At 46.0% G+C, this 24,529-nt stretch carries 28 protein-coding genes and 2 pseudogenes; 1 reads left to right on the top strand and 29 read right to left on the bottom strand.

Annotation, left to right across the window (positions count from 1 at the left end; all coding sequences use genetic code 11):
• Nucleotides 1-3: 3 nt before the first annotated feature.
• From JCM15548_RS02650 to JCM15548_RS02520, 28 genes and pseudogenes are all read right to left on the bottom strand, one after another.
• A complete protein-coding gene (locus tag JCM15548_RS02650) occupies nt 4-1,290 on the bottom strand; it encodes a phenylacetate--CoA ligase family protein (protein ID WP_062122329.1) in 1,287 nt (428 codons plus the stop codon).
• The gene (locus JCM15548_RS02645; RefSeq protein ID WP_062122328.1) at nt 1,290-2,351 is read right to left on the bottom strand and encodes a glycosyltransferase family 4 protein; all 1,062 of its coding nucleotides are present in this window, start codon (nt 2,349-2,351) and stop codon (nt 1,290-1,292) included. Before JCM15548_RS02645 ends, JCM15548_RS02650 begins: the two co-directional genes overlap by 1 nt.
• Before the next feature lie 19 nt (nt 2,352-2,370).
• A complete protein-coding gene (locus JCM15548_RS21465) occupies nt 2,371-2,535 on the bottom strand; it encodes a hypothetical protein (protein WP_157482359.1) in 165 nt (54 codons plus the stop codon).
• 71 nt (nt 2,536-2,606) lie between these two features.
• Nucleotides 2,607-2,855, bottom strand: coding sequence for a glycosyltransferase (locus JCM15548_RS25930; protein WP_083984931.1), 249 nt, complete (start codon nt 2,853-2,855; stop codon nt 2,607-2,609).
• Nucleotides 2,801-3,511, bottom strand: a complete 711-nt coding sequence (locus JCM15548_RS02635; RefSeq protein WP_062122326.1) for a glycosyltransferase — start codon at nt 3,509-3,511, stop codon at nt 2,801-2,803. Before JCM15548_RS02635 ends, JCM15548_RS25930 begins: the two co-directional genes overlap by 55 nt.
• Nucleotides 3,502-3,696 (bottom strand): hypothetical protein, encoded by a 195-nt coding sequence (locus tag JCM15548_RS21460; RefSeq protein ID WP_062122325.1) that lies wholly within the window; start codon nt 3,694-3,696, stop codon nt 3,502-3,504. Before JCM15548_RS21460 ends, JCM15548_RS02635 begins: the two co-directional genes overlap by 10 nt.
• Nucleotides 3,696-4,826, bottom strand: a complete 1,131-nt coding sequence (locus JCM15548_RS02625) for a glycosyltransferase family 4 protein (RefSeq protein WP_062122324.1) — start codon at nt 4,824-4,826, stop codon at nt 3,696-3,698. Before JCM15548_RS02625 ends, JCM15548_RS21460 begins: the two co-directional genes overlap by 1 nt.
• Entirely contained in the window at nt 4,823-5,818 is a 996-nt protein-coding gene (locus JCM15548_RS02620) for an O-antigen ligase family protein (RefSeq protein ID WP_062122323.1), read from the bottom strand. Before JCM15548_RS02620 ends, JCM15548_RS02625 begins: the two co-directional genes overlap by 4 nt.
• Nucleotides 5,819-5,829: 11 nt before the next feature.
• Nucleotides 5,830-6,216, bottom strand: coding sequence for a hypothetical protein (locus JCM15548_RS02615; protein ID WP_062122322.1), 387 nt, complete (start codon nt 6,214-6,216; stop codon nt 5,830-5,832).
• Nucleotides 6,209-7,351 carry a glycosyltransferase family 4 protein gene (locus JCM15548_RS02610; RefSeq protein ID WP_062122321.1) on the bottom strand — a complete coding sequence of 381 codons (1,143 nt, stop codon included), beginning with the start codon at nt 7,349-7,351 and terminating at the stop codon, nt 6,209-6,211. Before JCM15548_RS02610 ends, JCM15548_RS02615 begins: the two co-directional genes overlap by 8 nt.
• Before the next feature lie 24 nt (nt 7,352-7,375).
• Complete coding sequence (locus tag JCM15548_RS02605; protein ID WP_062122320.1) at nt 7,376-8,761, bottom strand: glycosyltransferase family protein; 1,386 nt, start codon at nt 8,759-8,761, stop codon at nt 7,376-7,378.
• Between the two features lie 30 nt (nt 8,762-8,791).
• The gene (locus JCM15548_RS02600) at nt 8,792-9,955 is read right to left on the bottom strand and encodes an acylneuraminate cytidylyltransferase (protein ID WP_062122319.1); all 1,164 of its coding nucleotides are present in this window, start codon (nt 9,953-9,955) and stop codon (nt 8,792-8,794) included.
• Nucleotides 9,946-10,821, bottom strand: coding sequence for an N-acetylneuraminate synthase family protein (locus JCM15548_RS02595; RefSeq protein ID WP_062122318.1), 876 nt, complete (start codon nt 10,819-10,821; stop codon nt 9,946-9,948). The genes JCM15548_RS02600 and JCM15548_RS02595 overlap by 10 nt, the downstream gene beginning before the upstream one ends.
• A 48-nt stretch (nt 10,822-10,869) precedes the next feature.
• On the bottom strand, nt 10,870-11,514 hold the full coding sequence (locus JCM15548_RS22330; protein WP_062122317.1) for a CatB-related O-acetyltransferase: 645 nt from the start codon (nt 11,512-11,514) through the stop codon (nt 10,870-10,872).
• A gap of 18 nt (nt 11,515-11,532) precedes the next feature.
• The gene (locus JCM15548_RS02585; protein ID WP_062122316.1) at nt 11,533-12,519 is read right to left on the bottom strand and encodes a glycosyltransferase family A protein; all 987 of its coding nucleotides are present in this window, start codon (nt 12,517-12,519) and stop codon (nt 11,533-11,535) included.
• Nucleotides 12,520-12,525: 6 nt separating this feature from the next.
• Nucleotides 12,526-13,514: pseudogene (locus tag JCM15548_RS22685) on the bottom strand (glycosyltransferase family 2 protein).
• A 4-nt stretch (nt 13,515-13,518) separates the two neighbouring features.
• Nucleotides 13,519-14,454 (bottom strand): glycosyltransferase family 2 protein, encoded by a 936-nt coding sequence (locus JCM15548_RS02575; protein ID WP_062122314.1) that lies wholly within the window; start codon nt 14,452-14,454, stop codon nt 13,519-13,521.
• A 13-nt stretch (nt 14,455-14,467) separates the two neighbouring features.
• Entirely contained in the window at nt 14,468-15,391 is a 924-nt protein-coding gene (locus tag JCM15548_RS02570) for a glycosyltransferase family 2 protein (protein ID WP_062122313.1), read from the bottom strand.
• A gap of 6 nt (nt 15,392-15,397) precedes the next feature.
• Nucleotides 15,398-16,404: pseudogene (locus JCM15548_RS02565) on the bottom strand (DegT/DnrJ/EryC1/StrS family aminotransferase).
• Nucleotides 16,405-16,493: 89 nt separating this feature from the next.
• Entirely contained in the window at nt 16,494-16,871 is a 378-nt protein-coding gene (locus JCM15548_RS02560) for a GNAT family N-acetyltransferase (RefSeq protein WP_157482354.1), read from the bottom strand.
• The gene (locus JCM15548_RS02555) at nt 16,868-17,440 is read right to left on the bottom strand and encodes a hypothetical protein (RefSeq protein ID WP_062122311.1); all 573 of its coding nucleotides are present in this window, start codon (nt 17,438-17,440) and stop codon (nt 16,868-16,870) included. The genes JCM15548_RS02560 and JCM15548_RS02555 overlap by 4 nt, the downstream gene beginning before the upstream one ends.
• A gap of 19 nt (nt 17,441-17,459) precedes the next feature.
• Nucleotides 17,460-17,951 carry an acyltransferase gene (locus tag JCM15548_RS02550; RefSeq protein WP_062122310.1) on the bottom strand — a complete coding sequence of 164 codons (492 nt, stop codon included), beginning with the start codon at nt 17,949-17,951 and terminating at the stop codon, nt 17,460-17,462.
• Nucleotides 17,948-18,454, bottom strand: a complete 507-nt coding sequence (locus tag JCM15548_RS02545) for an acyltransferase (protein WP_062122309.1) — start codon at nt 18,452-18,454, stop codon at nt 17,948-17,950. The genes JCM15548_RS02550 and JCM15548_RS02545 overlap by 4 nt, the downstream gene beginning before the upstream one ends.
• Nucleotides 18,451-19,362 carry a DegT/DnrJ/EryC1/StrS family aminotransferase gene (locus tag JCM15548_RS02540; RefSeq protein ID WP_062122308.1) on the bottom strand — a complete coding sequence of 304 codons (912 nt, stop codon included), beginning with the start codon at nt 19,360-19,362 and terminating at the stop codon, nt 18,451-18,453. Before JCM15548_RS02540 ends, JCM15548_RS02545 begins: the two co-directional genes overlap by 4 nt.
• On the bottom strand, nt 19,337-19,798 hold the full coding sequence (locus tag JCM15548_RS02535; protein WP_062122307.1) for a sugar 3,4-ketoisomerase: 462 nt from the start codon (nt 19,796-19,798) through the stop codon (nt 19,337-19,339). The genes JCM15548_RS02540 and JCM15548_RS02535 overlap by 26 nt, the downstream gene beginning before the upstream one ends.
• Nucleotides 19,773-20,165: a sugar 3,4-ketoisomerase gene (locus tag JCM15548_RS02530; RefSeq protein WP_062122306.1), complete on the bottom strand. Its 393-nt coding sequence runs from the start codon at nt 20,163-20,165 to the stop codon at nt 19,773-19,775. Before JCM15548_RS02530 ends, JCM15548_RS02535 begins: the two co-directional genes overlap by 26 nt.
• Before the next feature lie 3 nt (nt 20,166-20,168).
• Nucleotides 20,169-21,671: an ABC transporter ATP-binding protein gene (locus JCM15548_RS02525; protein WP_227625371.1), complete on the bottom strand. Its 1,503-nt coding sequence runs from the start codon at nt 21,669-21,671 to the stop codon at nt 20,169-20,171.
• Complete coding sequence (locus JCM15548_RS02520) at nt 21,629-21,964, bottom strand: hypothetical protein (protein WP_062122304.1); 336 nt, start codon at nt 21,962-21,964, stop codon at nt 21,629-21,631. The genes JCM15548_RS02525 and JCM15548_RS02520 overlap by 43 nt, the downstream gene beginning before the upstream one ends.
• A gap of 366 nt (nt 21,965-22,330) precedes the next feature.
• On the opposite strand from JCM15548_RS02520, the gene JCM15548_RS02515 reads away from it, so the two are divergent.
• Complete coding sequence (locus JCM15548_RS02515) at nt 22,331-23,491, top strand: NAD(P)-dependent oxidoreductase (protein WP_062122303.1); 1,161 nt, start codon at nt 22,331-22,333, stop codon at nt 23,489-23,491.
• On the opposite strand, the gene JCM15548_RS02510 is transcribed toward JCM15548_RS02515, so the two are convergent.
• Nucleotides 23,486-24,514, bottom strand: a complete 1,029-nt coding sequence (locus JCM15548_RS02510; RefSeq protein WP_062122302.1) for a GNAT family N-acetyltransferase — start codon at nt 24,512-24,514, stop codon at nt 23,486-23,488. The two genes, JCM15548_RS02515 and JCM15548_RS02510, sit on opposite strands and share 6 nt — an antisense overlap.
• Between the last annotated feature and the right edge of the window lie 15 nt (nt 24,515-24,529).

Here is a 24,529-nt window from a genome sequence, read left to right as displayed (position 1 = left end):
GATCTAAAACTGGCGCTCAAATCGCTTAAACTTACCCATTAGCGTGCGATCCAGCACTTCTTTACGAACCACCTCAATTTTGGCAGAAGTCTCCAAAGCCTGAACACACAGCTTTTTCAAGCGCCCCACCTCTTCCTCAGTTAATTCACGAGTGGCTACCACATTCACCACAAAACGATCAGGTGCTGTTTGTATCACTTTATACTCCGACACCTCTGAACAATGCTTGGTAAACTCCTTAAACACGTAAAGAAATAGCGTATCACCTGCCACCTTTTTTCCTGATTCCAGAATGGCCATCTCTTCAATCCGCCCCTGTAAACGGGTCAGATAGGGAACGCCGTCGGCCTCATCAATGGCCGCCATATCGCCAATCTCATACCTGATCAGGGGCGTGCCCATGTTAAACAAGGGGGTCAGCACCACCTTGCCGACAACGCCATTGGCACAGGGCTGGTTGTCATCATCCAGCACTTCAGTCAGCATCAACTCCCGTGACAACTCCCAACGGTTGTTGCGGCCAAAACCTACAATCCCGGCCTCAGACGCGCCATATTCATTATAAACCGGTACCCCAAACACCTCTTCCACCATCTGCTGTTCCTCAGGGCTGCACATTTCAGAAGTCACGATACATAACTTAAGTCGCGGTGCAACGGTTTTCAAAGAAATTCCTCTTTGCGTAAGAAATTTGGCAAAGGTCACGATGGGATAGGCATAGCCATAAATATAGACAAAGGGCTTTTTGCCAAAGGCAGAAAGCCAGCGCTCCATGTTGTCATCCGACAAATCAACCGTATTAAACCGAATGCGATGGGTTAAACGATCCTTGAGCCGCTCCGTCACCTTGGAAACCAAAGAATAGGGTGTGCCAAAAAACCGGGCCTGCAAATCATTGAAAGTAACCCCGGCAGAATGATAACGGTCTTCCAGTAAGCGCCAGGTCAGGGCATGACTCAGATAATCAATGGCATAATCAAAAGGCTTTCCGGTTGAACCGGAAGTTTGCCGGTGATAATACTTCGGATAGGCATTTAAATCGGGCACCCGCCCTATGGCATGCTCCCGAATGGTATTTTTATTGATGACCGGAATTTCATTCCAGGTGGAAGGATAGTCACCAATAAACTTTCGATAATTGGTGTTGCCCTGATAATGAAAGGAAAAAGCCTCCCACTTTTGGCGCTCCATCCATTCAGGGCTTTGAGAAGCCTGCTTAAATGTTTTAAACTTTTGGGCAGCCTCCTTAACCGGAAAGCCTGTCCACCCTAGCAAAGTAAAGAAATCCATTATATTTTCCAGTTATAGTCGTCCAGAAGCTGCAGCGACTGTTGAATAATTGATTCCAGATGAAAGGGAACCACAACGTTTTTGATGCCATTGCTTAGGGTATTGGCCAGATGGTCATCACCCACCAGGCGAAGAACCGCCTGTTCCAAACCATCCACATCTTTAGGTTCTACAAACAACGCACTTTCATTGTGCTTGAAATACTCAGGCAAGGCATTGAATCGGGTGATTACTATAGGAATGCCGGCCATGCCTGCTTCCACCAGAATACCGGGCAATCCTTCACCAGAATGAAAGGTGGGCAAGGCCAGGAAATGATAGTTGGTGAGAACCGACTGTACCATGGTAGGATCCAAAATACCCCTGTAACGGATTTGTCCCTGAGCTTCATTAATCCAGCAGGAAACCTCCTTTTCGTGAGCGGCATCCATCGGGCCGTAAATATCCAATTCCAGATTACTGCCTGACTTATTCAAATTGACAATGGCTTCCAGCAATACCAACACGCCTTTGGTAGCGGTGACGCGCGACACAAAAACGCCCTTTCTTTTAATACGCTCGTTCAACTGCCACTGACTGCCATCGTCCTTTCGGGGATTGTAAACCAACACCACATTCTTTAAGCCACACTTTTCCAAACCTTCTTTTAATGCAATGGATTCTGCAAAAACGCCATCCAGTTTATTCAGCATTTTAACAAATATCCGGCGCTTCCAGGGAGTCAGCGAATTCATCATCTGCTTGTCAAATGATCCCCCTACCACATAAAGCACTCCTTTTTTATTAGAGAAGAGACTTAACAACCAAAAAATGGGAATAATATAATACCGGCCATTCCGGTTCAGGGAGAAAATAATCTGGTGGGCCCGCACCATCAAACGGATCAGTTTCAGGTTATTTTTCCACCTGGGTTGATTTCTGGCAATGGTGTCAAACCAAAGAATACCCTTTATTCCGACCTCTTCAAACCCTTCCCGCAAATAGCTGTTTTTAACACCGTCCCCGTTAAAGGGTGGACCAAAAGGTCCTACAAACAGTGTTTGCTTTTTTCCGTTGCTCATCCTTTTTCTTCTAATTTGTTTAATCCTCTCCTGTCTGCCATCCCGGCATTCTCCCTCTTACGACCTCATCCCATTTTCTATCATCCTTTACCCCATCACCACCATTTAACCCTTCTACCCTATCTGCCCCAAACCCTATCAACCCCATTAACCCCATCTGCCCTATCTGCCCTATCCACCCCATCTGCCCTATCAACCTTCTACCCTATCCACCCCATCGGCCCTATCTGCCCTATCAACCCTATCTGCCTCCCATCATCTGCCCATACCGCGGTAAACGTTGAGTATCTTTTCAATCGCACCTGTCCGTGAAAACTCACTCTCCACACGCTCTTTTAATAATTGGGCTTTGTTTTGGGCGACTTCCGGGTGATTTAATACAGAAAAAATGCCCTGGACTAAAGCCCCGGCATCTTTGGGTGGAACCAGCTCACCGCACCTTCCGCCATCTAAGACCAAACCACAATCTCCCACATTGGTGCAGACGACCGGCAATTGAGCCATACCATACTCGAGCAGGGAAACCGGCAGGCCTTCCGACAGGAGGATAAAACACCCACATCACAACTGGCCAGTATGGCGGCCACATCATTCCGAGAGCCCAGTATAAAAGTCCTTTCGTTTAAGTCTGTTTCATTTTTCAGGCGCCCTTGCAAATGGCGATAGTAATCATCATTGAAATGACCGCCCACCAGATACAAGCGTGCCCCGGGGTAGACTTCCACCACCTTTTTAAAAGCATCCAACAGATTATCATGGTCTTTCTGCCTGCGCAGGTTGGCCAGACAAACCAGCTTTGGATTTGAGTCTTTATCCGGTATATCTGCTTCTGATCCCATCTCTGAACCCAGATCGGCAAAATTGGCCAAAAAGGAAACCTTTTGTGATGGAATTTTCAACACAGAAATAGCATAGTGATGCAATTTATCGTTCACCACAAAAGCATGATCGAAAAAACGCCCCATGATTTTCAACCAAAACGAGGGACGCTCGTCCAGTTGCTCACTGAAGCCAAAATGGTCGTGCCAGACAACCCTGAGTCCGGGCGTCAGTATCTTAAGCACAACGGCCCAAAAAGCAGACGAAGAGTGCGCATGAATAATCTCAATTTTGTTTTTACGAATATATTGCCGAATCCCCATCAAAGCTTTCAAATCCAATACCCCTTTTTTGTCGGCCACAAAAAAGGAACCTGCTCTTCCACAAACTCTTCCAGAGGCCCGCCTGCCCTGGTGGCGCACAAATGACTGTCAACCCCTTGGGCAGCCAGTCCATTGGCAATATTGACAGCCATGCGCTCGGCACCGGCAGCAATCAGCGAATCGATAAGGGTCAATACCTGCATTATTTGGCTTCCAATAATTTAACAATTTCCGCTTCAAAGCGCTCCAAATGGTATTCTCTGGACCAGTCCATGGCCTCCCGGCACATTTCCTGATAACGCTCCGGTCGGTTAACCAACTGAATGATCGCCTCTTTCACTTCCTCAGCTGTGGGCAAAACGATGACCCCACGCCTGTTGACATCCACCATCTGGCTGACGCAAGACACATCCGTGGTAATGGGCAAACACCCCCACCACATAGCCTCAGCCACTACTTTGGGCCAGCCTTCTGAACGGGACAAGAACACCAAAAAATGGGCCTTTCTAAAATAGGCCTCAACCGTTTCGGGACTTTGCTTACCCCATAACTTCACCTCCCGCGTCAAATGATGCGCTTCCATATAAGCTTCCAGTTCTGGTCGCTGACTGCCATCGCCAAACATATCCAAAACAACCGAGTAACCCAGATTTTTTAGAGACTGTAAGGACCTCAAACATTCCAGGGGGCGTTTATTGGAAGTCAGGGTTCCCACGTAAATCAACCGAATGGGCTGATTGGCTATCAAATCACGAATGGGAGCAGGCAAGCGATGATCTCTGGAATAAGTGGCGGTGAAAAAGGGAACAATATTCTTACTACGCTCCTTCCAGTCGCCATAAACCAAAACACTGGTATTATGCGTTAATACGGTATGGCGCAGAATTCGTTGTTGCAAGCGGTAACTGAAAGGCTGACGACTATTCCAATCCCAGTTATTGGCATACTTCACCGTCTTTTTCTTCGCTGGAAAAAAGATTTGAGCAAAAGTGCCCAACAAACCCATATTGGAGGGACAGCGCAAATGAATATGAGACGCCCAAATCATTCCACTCAGTATGCGCCAGACAATCAGAGGCAACTTCCATGCAGATTCAAGGGATTTGCGAAAGCCTTTGAACTCAATAAACGGCACCTCCACAACTTCCATATGGGGATGCTGATACATCGACTCGAGGGCATCAGGGGGAATGGAGGATACAGGGGCAATGACGCGAACCTGGTCCACATGACGCAACCATATATTCATTTCCCGAATATAGGGCGTATAACCACCGTATTGCGACTGCTCCTTCTTGTGAAGGACGGGAGATATGATCAAAAAACGAATCATAAAGTCTTTTTCAGATTATCAGGAGCCTCAGATTTATTAGGTAGGAACCGCATAAATGCCGCTCCAAACAGAACCCCCGGCAATGCCAGTCGCATGGCTGCATGAAACATGGTAAACATGCTCAGCAAATAAAAGGCCACTAAAAAACAACGGGTTAGCGGATGCTTTTCCGTTAGGAGAAAATAGAGTGGCAGACCAAGCATACCTACCAGCATAAACAACAGGCCTAAAATACCGTGTTCCGACAGTAAGCGGGCAAATTCTGTATGGGCCGCAGCAGCGCTGCCATAATAGCGAACCCTGTACTTTTCAGCCATTCCGTATCCAACACCGAATCCGGGGTGCTCCAAAAAAGCCCGAAAATCTGCTTTCATGATTTCATCCCGTCCTGTTAGAATATTGCTATTTCCGGTACGCACACCAGTAAGGGCTTCGGTGGTGCTCAGCCCCTGGTAGCGATACAGGAGGAAATTATTGGTTAAATGATTGGCGAACAGAAAAACGCCCACAAAAAAAGCGAGACTCAAAGTGACATAAGGCATGGACTTAAAGAGCTGTCGCCTGAAACCCGGGTAAGCAAAATACAAAACCGTTATGGATCCCAACAGAGCCAATGTACTTCCCATAACCCCACCCCTCGAGAAAGTCAGCAAGGCCCGTAAAACCAAATAGAACAACATCACCCAATCGAGCCACGAAAAAGGGGTAATCTTTTCACCATTAATTTTATACAACAGCGCCAGCATAATAAACCATCCCAAAACGGTGGATACCTGGTTGGGACCAAAACCACCGGAGGCCCCTGAACTGGACTGCACGCTGGTAAACTCAACAGTGGCCAGACTGGCGACCACACTCAAGGCAGCAATAATGGTAAAGGCCGGTAAAAAAGCCCATTTCATTTGGTGGAAATAAACATCCTGTGGCACCCCTCGCTTATAAAAATAGAGACCGGCGACGACCAGACTCAGTGGACCGGTAATATTAAACATAATCATATTGTTCAGCCTTTCCGGATCTGGATGTTCCACCAGAAAAATGGCAGGAAGTAACAAAACCAATAAAAACACAAAAACCCAGGGAATATATTTTCTCCCCCCACAAAAAGACCAAATAACAACAGAATAATACTGGCGTATTTTCCCATTTCCCAGGAATAGGTAGCACCGGCCATCCTATAAACCATCTCATAACCAATCATGTGCAGGGCATAAAATCCAGCCCGGGAGCCCCGGTCCAGATTGTACAGCACATCGGTCATAAACAACAAAAACATCAAGGGATAGGCCAATGCCACAATGCCCGGTGACAACTTGAGCATCACTCCTAAAAACAGGTGAATAACAATCAGCGTGACATAACCAACTTTCGTATCTATTAAGTTAATCATTGCTTTGTATTTTTTCGTAGAAACGAAGGTTTCTTTCAATAATTGGCCCCAATCCAAAAATCTCCAGCGCATCTTTTTGCCCTTGAAGCGCCATCACTTGCATCTCTTCAGGATGCTCAAGCGCATAAATGATTTTTTCGGCAATATCGAGCGACTCGTGGGGATTACACAACAAGCCATTGCGCTTGTGATCAATCGTTTCGGGTCCGGGACCCGTATTTGAAAACAACACCGGCTTGCCCATGAACATAGCCTCAGGCGCTACCAGTCCTTGCGTTTCCATATGCGATGGAAAAACGCACAACTCCGCCACTTCGTATTTTGACGGAATCTCTGACAAGCCAATGGCCCCATGAAAAGTCACATGACTCAGCACTTCTTCCGGAAATGCCCCCTTCAGGTAATTCACATACGACCGCTTATCCGGAAAAAACCAGTCCCGGCCGTAGACATCCAAATGCACATCCGGAAACCTCGGGATGACCAGTTTCAGCGCTTCCAACAACTGACGAATGCCTTTTTTCTCACAAACGGTACCGGCAAAAACCAAACGATGGGGAATGGTTTTAGACAGGTCGGCCTGACTAAAAAGTTCGCCGTTGATGGGGTAGCGAATGATTTCCATGGGCCGCCCTTCGGTGGACAAATATTTGCCTGTATGAGATTTCACAAATTGAGAGACGGCCACAAAGGCATCGGCCCGCTGATAAGACTGTTTCTCAAGATACCCCTTCCACTTTTCCACCGACCGGTTTTCACTCTCGGCAAAGAAATGATGACCACCATGCATCCGAACCACCTTTTTATAAGGTGTTCGCTTAGGCAGCATAAACATCAAGGCTTCAGGGGCCTCCACCACATCAATGGGCACCTGTCCGTGCAAGGCTCTCAATTTCTTTCGAATACGCCAGCCATTTTCGATAAAGCCGGCTTTTCGAAAATACTGGGTAACGGGCAAACGGTAAATCTCCACCCCTTCATCGTTTAGCTCCTCTGTGTAGGGCTTGCGACCAATTCCTACCACACTTACTTTGTGCCCCATACGCACCAGCCCCCGGCCAATGGTTTGAATAAAGCTGCCAATTCCGCCTGTTCCCCACAAAGGGTATTCGTAGGAGAGATAACATATATGCATGTAATACGTGGTTTAAGATTTAAATTATAGAGACATGATGGTGCCGGCAATACGTTTGGAAGCTTCCGCTAAAGGCTGAAGCGCCACCACCCTGAACCATGCTGCACGTGTTTCAGCATCGGGTAAGGGGCCGTTCATCGCTTTGTTGACACAAGCAGCTATTTCATCCTTACCATTGAGCCATATGACACAATCCTTATTCGGCATGCTCCGAAAATGCTGGTATTGGTTGTTAGTAACGGCCGACCAATGCGTCACACTCGGTTGGTCGTAATTGATATAGATGGCAGGCTTACCATAGACTGCAAAATCATGGGCCATGGTAGAGCCGACATTAATCACCGCATCTGCATGCAATGCCACATTCACGAGCAATTTAATATCCTCACGGGTTGGAACAATAAAACTCCACCCTTTTGAGTAGGTTTTCCATAAAGGATCAGAGGCCTTAATAAGTTCCGGAAATTGCTCAATGACGGGCTTAAAGCGACCGGATAAATCCACAGGAGCTCGACGTAATAGAACCTGCGGCCGGTCTTTCTCCGGCATCTGCATCAAGGCCTCAGCCAAATCATTCAGGTACTTTTCATCACAGGGAAAGGTCAGATCATTGCCCGAAAAACAGAGCACCTTGCGATTGGGATCCAATCCTTCCTGAGCAAAAAAAGCAGCCCTGTCCATGTAAAGATCCTTATTGAAATAAAACTCAAACTGAGGGGTTCCGGTCACAACAATATTTTCCGAATGGATTTCAGGATAATAGTCGGCCATCTCCTGCTTCATATAATCTGACCACACCACATAATGTTCTGTCCGTACCAGCAATCGGGCCTTCGGCAGATTGTCCCAGGAATAAATGGCTCCAATGGTTTTAATGCCCAAAGCCTTCGCTGCCTCAACAATTACCGACCCATCCAGCGAACGCTGGTGGGTGCTAAAAATCACATCCGGTTGATGTTCGTTCAGCATTCGGGTTTGCTCCTCAAAATAGCCGGTGCTTCTTAAATGCCGACTGTATTGTTTCTCCAACCACTCAATGCTTTTGTAGGAAAAGGAGAAGAAAAACCCAATGAAAGCCGCCATCGCAAAAAATAGCCGCGTCCAAAAAGCAAAATTCTTTCGCGTCCAGTTAATCATGATGGTGTCATTCTGCACCTTGCGGGTATTGTATCTTAAGCGCGCATAAGTAATGACCTCTTTCAGCAACTTGCCTTTAAATGACTCCTTATAGCCGGTCATGGCCACATGCGAAATCTTATGCCGGTGCGACAGAGCCACATCCTTAACCACTTCCTGTGGCAAAACCGTCAGTAACATGATTTCCACCTCATCGGGGAATTCATCCATCAACTTACTGTACAGATAATTACGCAAACCCACCCCGTCGGGCACTAAGAAACATATCTTCATTCAACCAATTTTATGAAACCAACAATCCACTTATTCGTTCATGATTTTTTCAACAAACTCACGCACCACACCTTCGCCACCTTTTTTTGACAACACAAAAATACCCGGAATGGCCAGTACTTTTTGGTCCGCATCGGCGGGACAAGCCGGGAAGCCTGCCTTGGATAGCAATTCCAGACAATTGACATCGTCGCCAATATAAGCCACTTCACTGATATCAATGCCCTCTTTTTGACAAATATCCAGAGCAGCGGCTAACTTACCACCATGTTTTTTGCCCTGGTACAAATAATCCAGCTTCAGTTTTTTAAATCGACGCTCCACTATCTGTGTATCTTCAGAAGTAACAATGCCGGTCTTGATGCCTCTGGCCTTGATGAGCTGCAAACCCATACCATCACGGGTATTGAACTTCTTCAACTCATCCCCCTTTTCAGAATAATACATACCCGCATCGGTCAATACACCATCCACATCGGTCAGAAACAATTTCACCATGCGATAATCACGTACCTCCGTCATTTGATGCTTGCGCATCAAATTTTCAGCCATCAACCAGTCATCCTCCTCATCTATTTCAATGGCTGTATATTCCGGCATTTCGTAAACACCAATTTTTCCCGAAAGGCGATTACCCGAGTTTAAGATGGCTTGAACCCGGCTGATGTAAAAGGCACCATTCTCCATCAACTCCCCATCAAAATCCTGACGGCGCGGGCGATGGCGGTAATCGTAGTTTTTGGAACTGCCGTCGGCATTCCAGAAAAAACGCTTATAGCGCACGCAGGTGAGCAGGGAATCAAAACCTCCCGCTTTAAACCATTCCAAAGCATCTGTAAAATCCTGCACACGCGTCAGGGGCGATGTGGCCTGCACCAGCATAAAAAGGTCGTCCGACTTCAGCTGATCTTCTGCCCGATTAATGTAATCGAGCATGGCCGTCTCGGTAGAAGCTGTATCGGTGGCACTTTCGGCCGAACGACTAAAAAGCGCCACTTTGCTCAGACCAAAACCCTTCACTGTCCTGACAATATCTTCACTATCGGTAGAAACCACCACCCGGTCGACCCCCGGCGCCGCCTCAAGCGCCTTTAGATTCCAATAAATCAGAGGTTTACCACAGAAATCACGAATATTTTTTAAAGGAATGGATTTACTGCCTCCCCGCACAGGGATGAATGCGACTACTGCCATTTGATCTGATTCTTTTTAAGTTTATTGCGTTGTACTTCCTCAATGCCGAGGATATCCTGATTTTTGTAATTCAAAGCCTTGGAAACCGCCCGGCAATCGCGCGTTAATCGACGCAAACCATCGGGCTCCAGAGAAGCAGAATGGTCCGTTCCTTTCCAGGTACGGTCAAGGGTATAATGGCGCTCAATCCATTCGGCCCCCAGGGTCATGGCTGCCACATCCACGGCTATTCCCAGGTGGTGACCGGAGAAACCAACGGCCTTAACCCGGTGACCATAGTGTTCTTTCAAGCGGGAAATCTCGTACAGACAGACATCTTCAAACGGCACAGGATACCCGGATGTACAGCTGTAAATCACCAAATCCTTGCTGCGTCCCATGCTTTCAAACAGCTCCACGACCTGTTTCTCCTCTTCGTGACGGGTCATGCCAAACGACACATGTACCTCGCCCGAATAGTTCTCACACAAATAGGTGAGCATGGCCTTGTTCTGATTACAAGCCGAGGGTATTTTAATCAATTCCGGATTCAGGGAAGTGATTTCCTTGGCCGAAGTCACATCCCAAACAGAAGTCGAATAAACCAATCCGTACTCTTCACACCATTGCTTTAACTGTCGGTGCTGGTCCAGATCGAACTCCAGAAATTCACGGTGCTCACCGTAGGTCTTACCATAAGCATTAATGGGATTGGGATGGGGCGTATTGTACTCCTCTTCGGTCAATAATTCCCGGTTGGTCCGTTTCTGGAACTTAACCACATCCACTTTACAAAAAATGGCGGCTGTTACAATCATCTCATGCGCAATTTCCATGTCGCCCTTATGGTTGCAACCAATTTCAGCTATAATTTTTGGTGCTTTCATCTGAAATAAATATTAAGTTTATATTATTGGTGCTTAAGCACCCTATTATCAGGAATAGATGCTGTTCGCATCTTCAAGATTTTTAAAAAATAAGGGTTTTAACTGCTCCAGTTCTTCATCCGACTTATCCCACCAGGACAGAGCTTCAATTTCATCCCCGACCGTTTCAGAAAATCGCCGACCGACCACCTTGGCCGGGATGCCTGCTGCAATAGAAAAGGCGGGTACATCCTTGGTCACTACGGCCCCAGCAGCAATCACAGCCCCGTTACCTACAACCACTCCCCCCAGAATAATGGCAGCATGACCAATCCAGACATCGTTACCAATTCTGATTTCTTTCTCTTGTTTGAGTTGATATAACTCACCATTAAACAAACTGCTATTGATATAGGTTGACATATACCTTACGGGATGGTTGGTGGCATTGATCATTACATTAGCCCCTATCTGACAATATTTTCCAATGCTTACGTTTCCATGCACCCAATTGCGCATGCCCAGCGTAGTGCGAAATCCAATATTTACCTTACCCGAAAAAGTACAACCATCAGGAACCATATTCTCCCCTTCAAACGATACATGACGCAATCCGCTTATTCGTCCGCCTACCACAGCCCCGCGAACATGGCGGGCAGCATAATAGACTCTATCGAATAACCGCCGAAAAAAAGAATAAAGCTTACTTCTCATATTTCATCAATTATCTGTTTAAACCCAATTTAATCTCCGCATCAACCTCACGAGTGGATTTATGCAGGCAAATTTTAACCGATTCAAACGAACCGACCTGTTGCGGTAGTCCGGAAACGCCACCTTATCCTTCGGCAATGCACGGCGTGAGGGCAAGCGGTCAGGCAAGGTATTGCCCATGTGGTAGGCGTAGCAATGCGTGGTCGACAATCGATAATACCCCAGGTGATCCGAAAAATAATCTAAATAAGTCTCTTCATATCCATTTTTGAAAACAAAAGGTATTTTTTGAAAAGGCAATTGATGAAATACATCCCTTTTCATAGTGGCCAAGGCGTGTACCGCACCCAGACAGACCTGGTGATCGCCCTTCTGCAGATAATACTGCTTACTGCTCCAGGGCGACTTCTTCCGAACCCCCTTCCCGGTGTATATGCCTTGTCCCGCCGCATGCCCTAAACCTTTATCCACCAAATCCATTTCTTCCTGAGGAACAGCCTTTCCTGTATGCCAGGGGGCTGTAAGCACCCATTGGGTATTGTGCTTAAAGGCCAGATTGGGGCAGGGATAACAGGTGACCACACCGGCTTTGGGAAAATCAGAAAACACCCGGGCTACAGCAGATTCCCAGCCCTCAAAAAAAAGAAAATCAGCATCTGCAATGGTAATAAAATCCTCATAAGAAGCCCTGGCCTCTGCCAGAATCGGTTCCAGTTTCCCGCGGTTCTCGCTCCGAACAACATATTTATCGATAAGTCCCTTGGACACAAAACTTTCGGCAACTTCGGCAGCTGCGCGACAAGAATGGTTGTTGATCAGAGTGATATTGGTGGTTTGCGCATCCATGGTGGAGGTAAGCGAATCCAGGCAGCGCTGAAGCACTTCTGGCTGTTGCTTAAAGTAAGCCTCTTCAATATTGGGAATCCAAAACGGCAGGATAATCCGATGCTTTTTGTGCAGCAGATTTTGGATGTTCGACTTCAATGGATTTTCCCCTATTCGCATAATGTGCTATCTGGCAATATTAAGTTTATAGGCCCACCCGAAAGTGCGGTCCGACAATGACATGGTATAAAAATACTTCAGACGCAAATAGTTCTTTCGCGACCCTTTTTTATAGGCCCTTCTGAAGGCTTCATTGTCCATTAAATAACTTTTAATTTTCTTTTTGATCAAGCTCGGATCAATTTCCGGAGCTGCATGCGCGTACTTCAAATACAAAACAACAGAAAAACAGATAAACTCTGCCAATTCAAAGTCATTTTTTTTATCCAATCCCGCTTTTAGTGCATATTCTTCCATTTTAAAGCGGGACAGAATGGCATCGCCAAAATTGGTCAAAGATACATCACGGGTTATCGACCCGGGACGTGAGCGGTAGTAGTAGACTACTTTTTCGAGCAATACCACCTTTTGCGCCTTGCTTACCAGCAAGGCCAGAAGGGCCGCATCCTCTCCCCTTTTAATACCTGCCTGATAATCCAGATCTTCAGAAAAGAGGCGACGGCTGTAGAGGATTCCCCACAAAGGAAACAAGCGCTCTTTCAGCATCTGCCTCAAAAAATCCAGGCGATCATAAACCCCATAACGTCCATACTTTTGATCCCTGTATCCGGCAGCTGTTTCGAGCGAATATTCTCCCTTAACCATATCCGCCCCTTTTTCCAGAGCCTCCTGAACCAAAGCATCCATGGCATTGATTTCAATGGTATCATCGCCATCCAAAAAGAAAAGAAATTCCCCCGAAGCTTCCAAAATGCCCGTGCGACGTGCCAGGCGACGCCCTCATTGGATTTATGAATGGGACGAATCCGGCCGTCCCTACGGGCATAGGCATCCACAATAGCTTTAGACCCGTCTGAAGAGCCATCGTTCACAACCAATACCTCAATATTCTGATAACTTTGAACCATACAACTGTTCAAACAGGTATCAATATACCCCTCCAGGTTATAACAAGGAATGATAATAGAAACTTTGGGATGGGAATTTTGTTGCATCATATCATTTCAAAAGCCGGTACCCCCGGTTGAATAAAAAATAAGCGATCCATGTCAGGTCAATTTTAATTTTATACCAAAAGGAAAAATCCATTCGTTTTAATTCCCTGCCTCTTAAAGCAGCAGCAGAGAAAAAGCGGTTCTCCAGCAAATCAATATAAAGATTGATCAGATTCCTTTTCAGTCGGGCAATGGTTGGCGCTGATAAGCGGGATTGGTATTCCAGGGCCTTTTGAGCAGCCATGAAACTGGACTCAATTTTTGAACAGGTGACTTTCCCTGAGGATATACTATTGGCATGCTGGCGAAAAAACACCAAAGGCCGGTCGTCCGTTAGATACTTATCTTCAATGGCCAATAAACGCACAAAGAACTCCCATTCCTGTGCTTTGTGCAATTCCTCGTTAAATTTTAAACCGGCTTTCAGCAGAAAATCCCTTTTAAAAAGAGGTGCCTGTGTCAACCATTTAATCCGGTCGGCCACAAAATCTTCAAAAGCATCCTCAGAGGCAATTCGCTTCGTTCTCAGACCGATGGTTTGTTCCACCTTACCTTCAAACATCATGGTCTGACAAACAGCAAAATTAAAAGGACTTTGGTGCAAAGCCTCCACCTGCCAGCGCAATTTATCCGGGTGCATGATGTCATCATCGTCAAACCAATTGATATAGGCACCCTGGCTTTTTTCAAAACCATAATTCCGGCAGGCATTTGCCCCCTTGGGCAAATGATCCGGCCTTCTGTGGTAGGAGAAGCGGGGGTCCTTCTGACCATAACCTTCTACCACTTCCCTGGTATGGTCGGTTGACCCGTCATCCACCACCACACATTCCCAGTTATTGTAGGTCTGCTTTAAAATACTATCCAGCGTTTCGGTAATTAAATACGCCCTATTAAAGGTGGGAATAATTACTGAAACCAAAGGTTGATCATCCATCATCTTAAGATCCCGATTAAACCCGAAATTTTAATCGCAGGTAATAGTACAACAAGCGATAATCATGGGTGTTTTTAAAGGCTTTCCACAACCATTGACCGGCTTCCGAGAAACCTTCCTCATAAGCTCCTAAAGCATATTCCCCAATGCGCTTCCAAATAAGCGCATCATACTCCGTGCTGATGCCAAGATATTTTGAAAGCACCAAAAACCGGCCCTTCCAATAATTTTCGCCCTTCTTCATTTCGGCACTGTGTTCGTGCCGGCGGTATTTACTAAAAACCTGCTCTTTATAAGCAATTCCCGAATGAAGGGATATTCTGATAAACATATCCCAATCTTCGGCAAACAATTTTTCATCAAATCCGCCCAGATCATGCAGCACCTTGGTAACATACAGTCCCGAAGCTGTTGGGATAAAACAGCCATGCTTAATCAGTTCAGGAAAAACAAAGCCACTCGGCATTTGTCCGTCTTCAAAGAGTTTTTTGCGATTGGTCACCACGGAATCGCGAAGCACTTTATCCTCGTTATCAATCCATTGAATATCCCCATACAGAAATCCTGGCTGCCAGTCGAGTGATTCCATGTAAGTCACCTGACTCTCAATTTTATCGGGCATCATTAAATCGTCACAAGGCCATGGATGGAAGTATTTGGTTTTGCAAAGCGACAACGCATGGTTCATGGTACGGGTGATGCCCTGATTCTTTTCGTGAACAATCAAAGTGGCCGGATGACCATTTTCTTCCAGCCATTCATTGATCAGTTCCACCGAATTATCGGTGCTGCCATCGTCAATGATATAAAAATGACCGGGACGCCAGGTTTGGGCCATTATGTTATCGAGCGTTTTACGCAAAAATCGGCTCTGATTATAACACAAGGCAATCACCGTCACCAGTTCGTCACACCTGTTTTTTGAAATATTATCTGTCATTACTTCCTACTTGAATTCATTGATTACGGACGCTACATACGCTATTTCCTCATTTGAATGGACCGGACTGATGGGAAGGCTCAACTCCTGTTGGTGAATCTTCTCGCTAATGGGAAAGGATAAATCCGACCATTGACCAAAGGCTGCCTGATGATGCGGCGGCACCGGATAGTGAATCATGGTCTGCACGCCTTTCTCCAGCAAATATTGCTGCAAATCATCCCTTCGGGGATGCAACAAGGCAAAAATATGGTACACATGTGTGGCATAAGCAGCCTCAAAAGGAAGCGTTACCTCTTCCTGGCGAATGGAAGCGCGATACACATCGGCCAATTCCCGACGCCGCTTATTCTCCTTATCCAGTCCACGCAACCGGATTCTCAACCATGCCGCCTGATTCTCGTCCAGCCGCATATTAAAACCTTCATAAACGTTGTAATACTTTTTATGGGAGCCATAATTGCGAAGCGCCTTTATAGCAGCGGCCAGCTCACTATCATTGGTCGTAACGGCACCGGCATCGCCCAAGGCACCCAGGTTTTTTCCGGGATAAAAGCTATGACCGCTGCGTGCCCCAGATTTCCGGCCCGACGACCATCTGTGAGGGTGGCGCCGTGCGACTGAGCCGCATCTTCAACCAGCAGCAAGTCATGGTTACTGGCGATGGCTGCCAGGGCTGGCATATCGGCCAGCTGTCCGTATAAATGAACGGCCAGAATGGCCTTGGTCTTTCCCGTAATATGGGTCTTGACCAATTCAGGATCCAGATTAAAAGTGCCCGTATCCGGTTCCACCAAAACCGGTTTCAAACGACTTTGAGTCACGGCTAAAATGGAAGCAATGTAGGTATTGGCCGGAACGATCACCTCATCCCCTTCCTTTAGTTGCCCCAAAACCTTATAGCCTTCAAAAATCAGTCGAAGCGCATCCAGTCCGTTACTCACCCCTACGCAATGGTCGGTACCACAGTAGTCGGCGTACGCCTTCTCAAAGGCTTCCACCTCGCTGCCCATAATATACCATCCACCTTCCAGAAACTGACGGGTGGCCGCCATCATCTGTGGAAAGTAAGGTTGATTCACGGCCTTTAAATCCAAAAACTTTACCTGCATATCTCTTTTCTGTAAAAATCGTGACAAAAACCTGCCGCCCCAAAACCTTCCTTAAAAGACGCCAGTCCCACATTCAATTCCCGACCGTTATTGTCCGTGGAAGTTCCAAAATTCAAATACCTTTTAGTCGCCCCATACTTCTCCATTAGATGTCCTATCAGGAATTCAGCCGCACACAAATCTCGGCCTTCATCATTAAAATGAAAATACTGGGTATGGATAAAATCGTTGTCAATAAACAACCAGGCTCCTCCCAGGAAACGCTCCTCCTGGTAAACACAAATGGTCTGGCAATTATTGGGAAAGCGCTTTTGTAAAAGCAACACTTCTTCCGGTGTATGAACGGCAGAGGTGTCGTATTTATTCACCAGATTGTGGTTGACCAGTTCCATGTATTGATGCACATCCCCCTGCGTATCGAGACGCAGGTTGTTGCGGCCCGACTTATTAAACCGATAGCGCTTATCCCGGGCGAAGCGCCATGGTTCTTCAGATCAAAATAAAAAGAAAGGTCGCGTCGCCATAATTCGTAACCACTGTTCCATAAGACCCATGCATCCGCATCGTTGGCATGCTTCTCAAAGACAAAGGGTTTGTGCTTGTATTCAACACCTTGAATGGCATGACCAGCGGCATAGACCTCCATTTCCTTGAACAAATCCTGCAAATCAATGGCCGAAAACCGGTTTCCCAAAACCCATCCACCATAAGTCAACCCTTGATGCGACCACAAAACCCCCTCCTTTTCATTGGCCGGCAAAACAGCTTTCAGTTTGCCTTTGCTGTATGCCATCAAGCTGTGATCGGTAAACCGGTCGGCATGGTAATCCATAAAGCCCCGATAAAACAAGAACACCCCGTTCCATGCATCCTTGACAAACTGATCCCACTCAGGGCCTTTATCTTTTGTATATCTGACTAACTCAAACTGCATCATTCAATCTCTTTTCCGCTATTTAAATTTGACTTTCTTGGTCGCTCACTTTTCCAATAACCTTGGCGGGACACCCGGCTGCTATGGAATAAGGAGGAATATCTGCATTGACGAAGCTTTTGGGGTGAACAAACACGCCATCACCAATGGTGACTCCGGCTATAACCATGGTGCCGTGGCCAATCAGGCAATCATTTCCTATGCTAATAGGCGCTTCTTTAATAGGAAAACTTTTCAGCATATCCGCACTGGCCGTTGGTCCGGTATCCACAATAAAATGGCAAAACGAACCAATACTGCAACGTTCACCGATGGTCAGCTGCGCCGCATATCCATTGATAATGCTGTGGTCTCCGATACGGGTACCAGCACCTACCTTCAGCACGCGTTGCGGACTCCCAAAAATGGTGGTCCGCCGTCCCACCTTAACACCATCCCCCAGCTTTGTATTATTGAGCGAGGCGCTTTCATCGACTTCCACTTGTCCACCGGTGAATATATTAGCATGTATCATTCTTCGGCTTTTTGATTAAAAACGATATTCGGGTCAATCGAACGAATGAAGCGAGCCGGATTGCCACCGAAAATGGCAAAATCAGGCACATCCGCATCCACATAGCTATTGGAAGCCACAATACTGTACTTCCCAATCGTCACACCGGGAGCAATCACACATCCCGAACCAATCCAGCTATGATCCCCTATTTTAATAGGAGCTGCCGGTCGGGCAAACAACTTATTAATGGCAGATCCCGGCGCCAACCCCCAATCCGACACAATCACATTGTGCTGGGCAATGGACACATGCTCGCCCAGTTCGATATCCGCCTGAGAGCCCTCCAGGGTTACATACATACCCAAAATGGTACCTGAACCAATTTTTACCACATGTGCTTCTCCGCCCAGGATGGTGCATTCTTTGGCAATCTTGATATTATTTCCAAAATGGACATTGTTTACCTTGGTGGACGGATGAATGGTGACGTCTTCACCAAAGGATAGGTTGGATAAAATCATAACAAAAAATCTTTTACTAAAGTCAGTAAATAATCAATATGACCCCGGGTCATATTTTGATGGCAAGGCAGATAAAAAGCGTCCTCACCATAGAACACGCTACACTCAATGCCCTCGCCTTGCAGAAAATGCTTCAGACCTTCTAAATCATGCCCTTCCGCTTTAAACAAGAAAGCGCCGGGCACTTCACCAACGCCAGGTTCAAAGCGGGGGGCAAACCCTGCTTCGGCGAAAACCTCAGCCATTTGCCGGTGAACTTCCTTTCGTGCCTTAATAATCTGCTCCCGGTGCTGATGATAAAAAACGAAACACGACTTAAAATAATTCAGGGCATCATTGGAAAGACGACTGTTAAATCGCCTCCCTTTAGAAGAAAAGAGCAGGCCGCCGGCCTGCATGGGAAACATTTTTGCCATACTAAAGATGGCAAAATCACCGCCACTTCCCGGTTGCCCCCCATCCAGCTCCGAATACATACTGTAGGCAGCGTCTTCAATAATGGGCAGTCCCAGCTTTTGAAGCGATTTTACATCCGGATAAATAAAACCAAACTCGTGGTTCACCAAAATAACCGCTGTAGCCGCACTTTGTTGACGGCTCCACCCACAATATTTTTCAATGGTTCGTGTAACACAGCCACTGATGTAACTGTTTCCACTGGTAGTGAGTATCCAGACTTCGTCCTTAGGTCTGAGCGACAAGCTATCCAGAATCAGATCCAGGGCACTGGTGGCACTTTCGGTAATGGTTACGGGCCACCCATTTAACTCAACAGCCTCCTCTTCCGATTTATAATGGCGCCAGATATAGTTATTTCTAAATATATCATCGCTACCAAAGGGGGAAATGTTGATGGCGGCCGACCGGAAATCAGGGGCTTGCTTAATGTATCCGTTCAGAAATTCCACGATATTTCAAATAAGCTTCATAGGTTCGAATATAATCCGCCTCATCATAGGAGTGGGAGGTCAAGACCAGACAAATTGAGGCCGAGGAAAAATTCTGCTCACGTGCCCAGATGCCGGGAGGTATGTGTAAGCCCATAAAGGGCTGGTTTAAAAAGAGTGTTTTACAATGAATGCCATCCTCCACCATCACCTCAAAGCTACCGCCGGCAGCGATTAAAAACTGGTGGCACTCCATGTGGGCATGCGCCCCGCGGTTTTCACCGGCAGGGATATCATAGAGATAAAATACCCGCTTGACATCAAAGGGTATATCTACCGAATTCTGAACAGAAGTAATCCGTCCCGATACAGCGCTGATCTTGGGCAGCTGATATATATGACAATCAAAAACCGTTGGCAGACCTTTCTTCTCAGTCCAGTTGACAGAATCGCTCATAATTTCTTATGTATTCATTTTCACTAAATTCACCGGAACTCAAATGCAACGACAGGGCATTGGTGCTGAAGTTCTCCATGTGACGCCATGTCAGGGCTGGCAAATAAAGCCCTTTGTACGACCGGTTTAAATGATAGCGACGCTCCTCTCCGTTTTTATCCTTCACCACCACATCAAAACTTCCTGAAAGGGCAACGACCACCTCCTGCTGTGTTTGAAAGGCATGACCTCCCCGTGTTTCGCCACCCGGTACATCATAGGTCCAGTAAACACGGTCAATATCAAAAGGGAACTGCCGTTGGTTTTCCAAAAAGGTCAAATTTCCCCGGGCATCCAATATTTTGGGGAGCTCAATTAATTCTTCCATAAACTAAAACTCTTGAAGTTCAACCATTTTCCGGAACTTGGGTGACAATTCCTGTAGGTCCTGAAAGCTCCCGGAAGCAGCAATCTCTCCATTTTCAAGTAAATAAATTTCATCGGCCTTGCGTACCGTAGATAAACGGTGGGCGATAATAACAATGGTGTATTTTCCCTTTAACTCATTGATATTGGCCTGGATGATGCGTTCATTTTCCGAATCAAGCGCAGAAGTGGCCTCATCCATCAATAAAAGGGAGCAATCTCTGAAAAGCTCCCGGGCAATAGAAATGCGCTGCTTTTGGCCACCCGATATCAACACGCCGTTGTCGCCCAACAATGAATCTTCCTCATTGGGCATGCGCTGAATGGTCTCAGTCAGTGCCGTTTTAGCGATCACATCCCAGAACTTCTCAATATTCTCAGGCGTTTTATCCATACCAAAAGTGACATTATTAAACACCGTATCGTTAAAAACAACCGGTTCCTGCGTGATATAACCAATCATGCGCCGAAAGCTCCTGACACGCTTAGGGGTTAGCTGTACGCCATCAATCAGCAATTGTCCCTTACCGGGAATCAGCAATCCAGCCAACATATTTACCAGAGTGGTTTTCCCCGAACCGCTTTCCCCCACAAAGGCGATGGTTTTATTTTTTTCAATGGTCAGAGAGATGCCGTTTAAAACCGGCCTGGGGTCACTGTCGTATGAGAACACCACATTTTTGAACTGTATCTCCCTGGTCAGTTGGGGAACATCTTCCTGCTGGCGACTTTCCACCTTCTCTTCAAATTCATTATAGAGCTCCCGGACGGTATGAATACCTCCGGAACTTGTCAGGAATCCCTGCCACGAGTTCTGCAGGGAAAGCAAACTGGTAAGGGAACGGTAAAAGAATACCAAAATGAGGGCGATGCTAAACATCGACACTTCAAACAAAACGACCTGAACAAAAATAACCGCCGCTACAATACCAATAGTGACAGGTTCCCGCAAAGCACCTGAGATGGCGTTGAGTTTCCCCATTTTCATGGTTAAATCCTCCACCTCATTCACCAATCCCACCAATTTTACCCGATACCTGGCAATCAAATCCGTCGCTTTTAAATATTTATAATTCCAAACCGACTCCAGCACTTTTGATTGCAAGCCGTTGCCTATGATTGATTGACTTAAAGAAGAGGTTTCCACCTTTTTATTGATAATTCGATAAATAAAGCCGCTCAATAATCCGGCCACAGTTATGAGCAAAGCGAATCTGAAATTGGCCACAAAAGCCAGCACCAGATAACCCGATAAAGTAATAGCTGCCTGAAGGGTGCTTAAATAGGCCAGCAAAGCTCCGCCAGCCTTCCCAATTTCTGCAGTGATAACATTTTGAATACGCCCCAAATCGATATTCACGAAGGCCGGGTAAGAAATATTGCACAATCCATTCACCAGCTGCATGCGCATCTCCTTCATGAATTTCACGCGTATCTGTGTCGAAAAATAGAGACTGACAAAAGCCACCAACCTTTAAAAGCAAACATAATGATCATAAACAGGAGAATGTTTCCGATGGAAATACTCATCCCGATATAATTAAAGAAGTCAATCACAAAATCCAGTTTCCCCAAATCTGCAGAAGCCGTGTCTCCCGATTCGGCCACCTGAAACAACGGAATAAATAAGGCCAAGCCCAGACCATCCAGCACAGCAACCACGGCACTCAAGCCCAACAAAACCGGAATGCGCCATTTTAAACGCTGGTAGTAAAAAATCAAATATTTTATCTGACTGATTTCTTTAAAATATTTAAGCATTGGATATAATTATGTATGGGTAAACAATCCGAGGGCCTGATACAGCTTCGCCTCCCTCAGTCCCGAACTGAGCTATTTCACTAATTTCAAACACCTAAAGTTAACATTCCCTTCCCTATCTTTTACCAAATTATGATTAACCGTTACAATTCAATGCCAAATTATAATTTTTACACGATGAATGATTTTTCCATTGAATTCATTGGGAAAAACGCCGAAAATTCAAGCATTTTTCATCAATCATGAAAAATCTTTTATTAGTCCTTTTTGAGCCGACACCTGTCAAAATTTTCTTATAAAAAAGAAAAAACATCCTACATTGCTCAACATAAAAAGCAATAACATCATTACGCAAAGGCCATTGTTATGAGCAATAAAACACAAGCAATCAAAGTTGGTATCGTTGGTACAGGTTGTATCGGAAGAGGTTTGGCACTTTTACTTTCAAAACTGCCCGAATATCAGTTAGTGGGCATTCTCACCCGTAGAAAAGGACCCATTGGCGATTTACAGGTCAATCAGGACTTGGTGACTACAAGTCCCCAACGCCTGATGGAAAAATCTGACATTTTGGTAGTCAGCACCGGTGATGCCCTCTACTCGACCGAAATCATCAACATGGCCTTTGGTTTTGATTTGCCTGTCGTCACTATGGATGCAGACACCCAGGTCATTACCGGCTCCTGGCTATCCAAACGGGGACAGATTACTGAATCAGACGGTGACCAGCCCGGCTGCTTAGCCATACTGAAGGAAGAAATCACCCAAATGGGCTTCAAACCCTTGGTTTATGGCAATATCAAAGGCTTTCTAAATCAGGATCCTTCGGTCAAGGACATGGATTATTGGGCCAAAAAGCAGGGCTTCACCCTTCATTCGGTCACCTCTTTTACAGATGGCACCAAACTTCAGATTGAGCAAGCGCTGGTGGCTAATGGTCTTGACGCGAGTATTGCGCGACAAGGGCTAATTGGGGAGCGAAGCGCAGATCTGGAAACAGGTGCCATGGCATTGGCCGCCGAAGCGAGCAAAACAGGCATTGTCATGAGCGATTATATCATATCACCAAAAGCTCCCCCCGGAGTCTTTATAGTGGCGGAGCATGATACAGACCTTGCTTCCGGACTGAGAACCTATAAGATGGGGGAAGGTCCTTTCTACTTACATTACAAACCCGTTCATCTTTGTTACTTTGAAATTCCCAAGACCCTTAAACGCTTTTACAATACCCGCGAAGTTTTATTAAGTAATGGCGCCGTTCCCACTACCGGCGTAGCGGCCGTTGCCAAACGGGAATTAAGTAACGGAACTTTTATCGACCGGGGCATTGGATCCTTTCATGTGCGCGGAGAGGCGGTTAAATTGGCCGATCAACCCGGTATGATCCCAATCGGATTGCTCAATCAGGCTTGGCTCAAACGTAAAGTTGAACCGGGACAAATACTGACTTTTGACGATGTGGAAATACCGGAAAGTTTGGCACTAACAGCCTGGCTGGAAACGGTTATGACCTATCAGCAATTATAAACGGGTCGATTCATTTTTCTTGAAACGTCTTTTTAACCAAAAATTAAAAAGCCGCGCCGGGAATTTTAAAAACTGTGAATAATAGCAATGCCCCATTTGTTCAATGGCGCCTTGCTGTTGTTTAAATTGACGGACACCGGCTCCTCCTGAATTTTCCCGAGGAATAACACCCAGATTATAGTATATTTTACCAACCTCTCTGGCATAATGAGAGACATGCTGAGCCACCAAAGCCGGAATCCCATTTTCATAGGCGACACGATCTGATCCCATCAATAAAAAATAGAGTTGCTGAGGATTTTCCAAAGCAAACAATACCGTGTTGATTTCCCCATCCAGCTCTGAATAATACATTACACCAATTCCAGAGTCCAACAATCTGCCCAGAGAAGTTTCATTCATATTCTGAATATACATGGGATTATAATCCTGACCATATTTTTGTCGGCGCTCCTCTTTTGTTACAAGTAATAAATCCATCATTCTTTTCAAAACGGATATGGAAGTTGACCGATGAATCTTCACTCCGGCTTTTATGGCCTTTTTGGCATTCCGCTTCAAATTAGAACTCATCTTAACATGGCCTCCCGACTTAGAAAAATCAATGACGAATTCATGCATTGCTTCGCAATAATAGCCTTTAAAGCTAAGACATTCTGAAGATCTGGCATCAAAGGAGTATATGAGCACTCTGGAAAAGCCTTCTCGCCGGGCGTACAATTGCAAAGCCTCCATGCAAACAGAACGAAGTTGTTTGTCCCGCCCCCTTAGAAGCAGGGATGAAAAGAAATAAAGCTTCCTTCCCATGAGGCGATTCCCCGGTAGGATCAATCCGGATAACTTACCTAAAACCTCCCCTTCCGGTGATTCAAAATTTAAAAAGATAGCAGGTGTTTGTTTCCCACTTAAGGCATAAACCCATTCAGCGCAGTGAAAAAGACCGGAAGGAAATGCTTCCAGATCAGCAGACCATTTTATAGCCGAAACTTGCTTTAAAACTAATAAATCAGGTGATTTTATCATTGGGCATTATTGTGA

Source organism: Geofilum rubicundum JCM 15548, from assembly GCF_000974365.1.
In the GTDB taxonomy this organism is placed as follows: Bacteria; Bacteroidota; Bacteroidia; order Bacteroidales; family Marinilabiliaceae; genus Geofilum; species Geofilum rubicundum.
The sequence above is the reverse complement of the archived record's forward strand: the minus strand, read 5'-3'. Positions and strand labels throughout refer to the sequence as shown.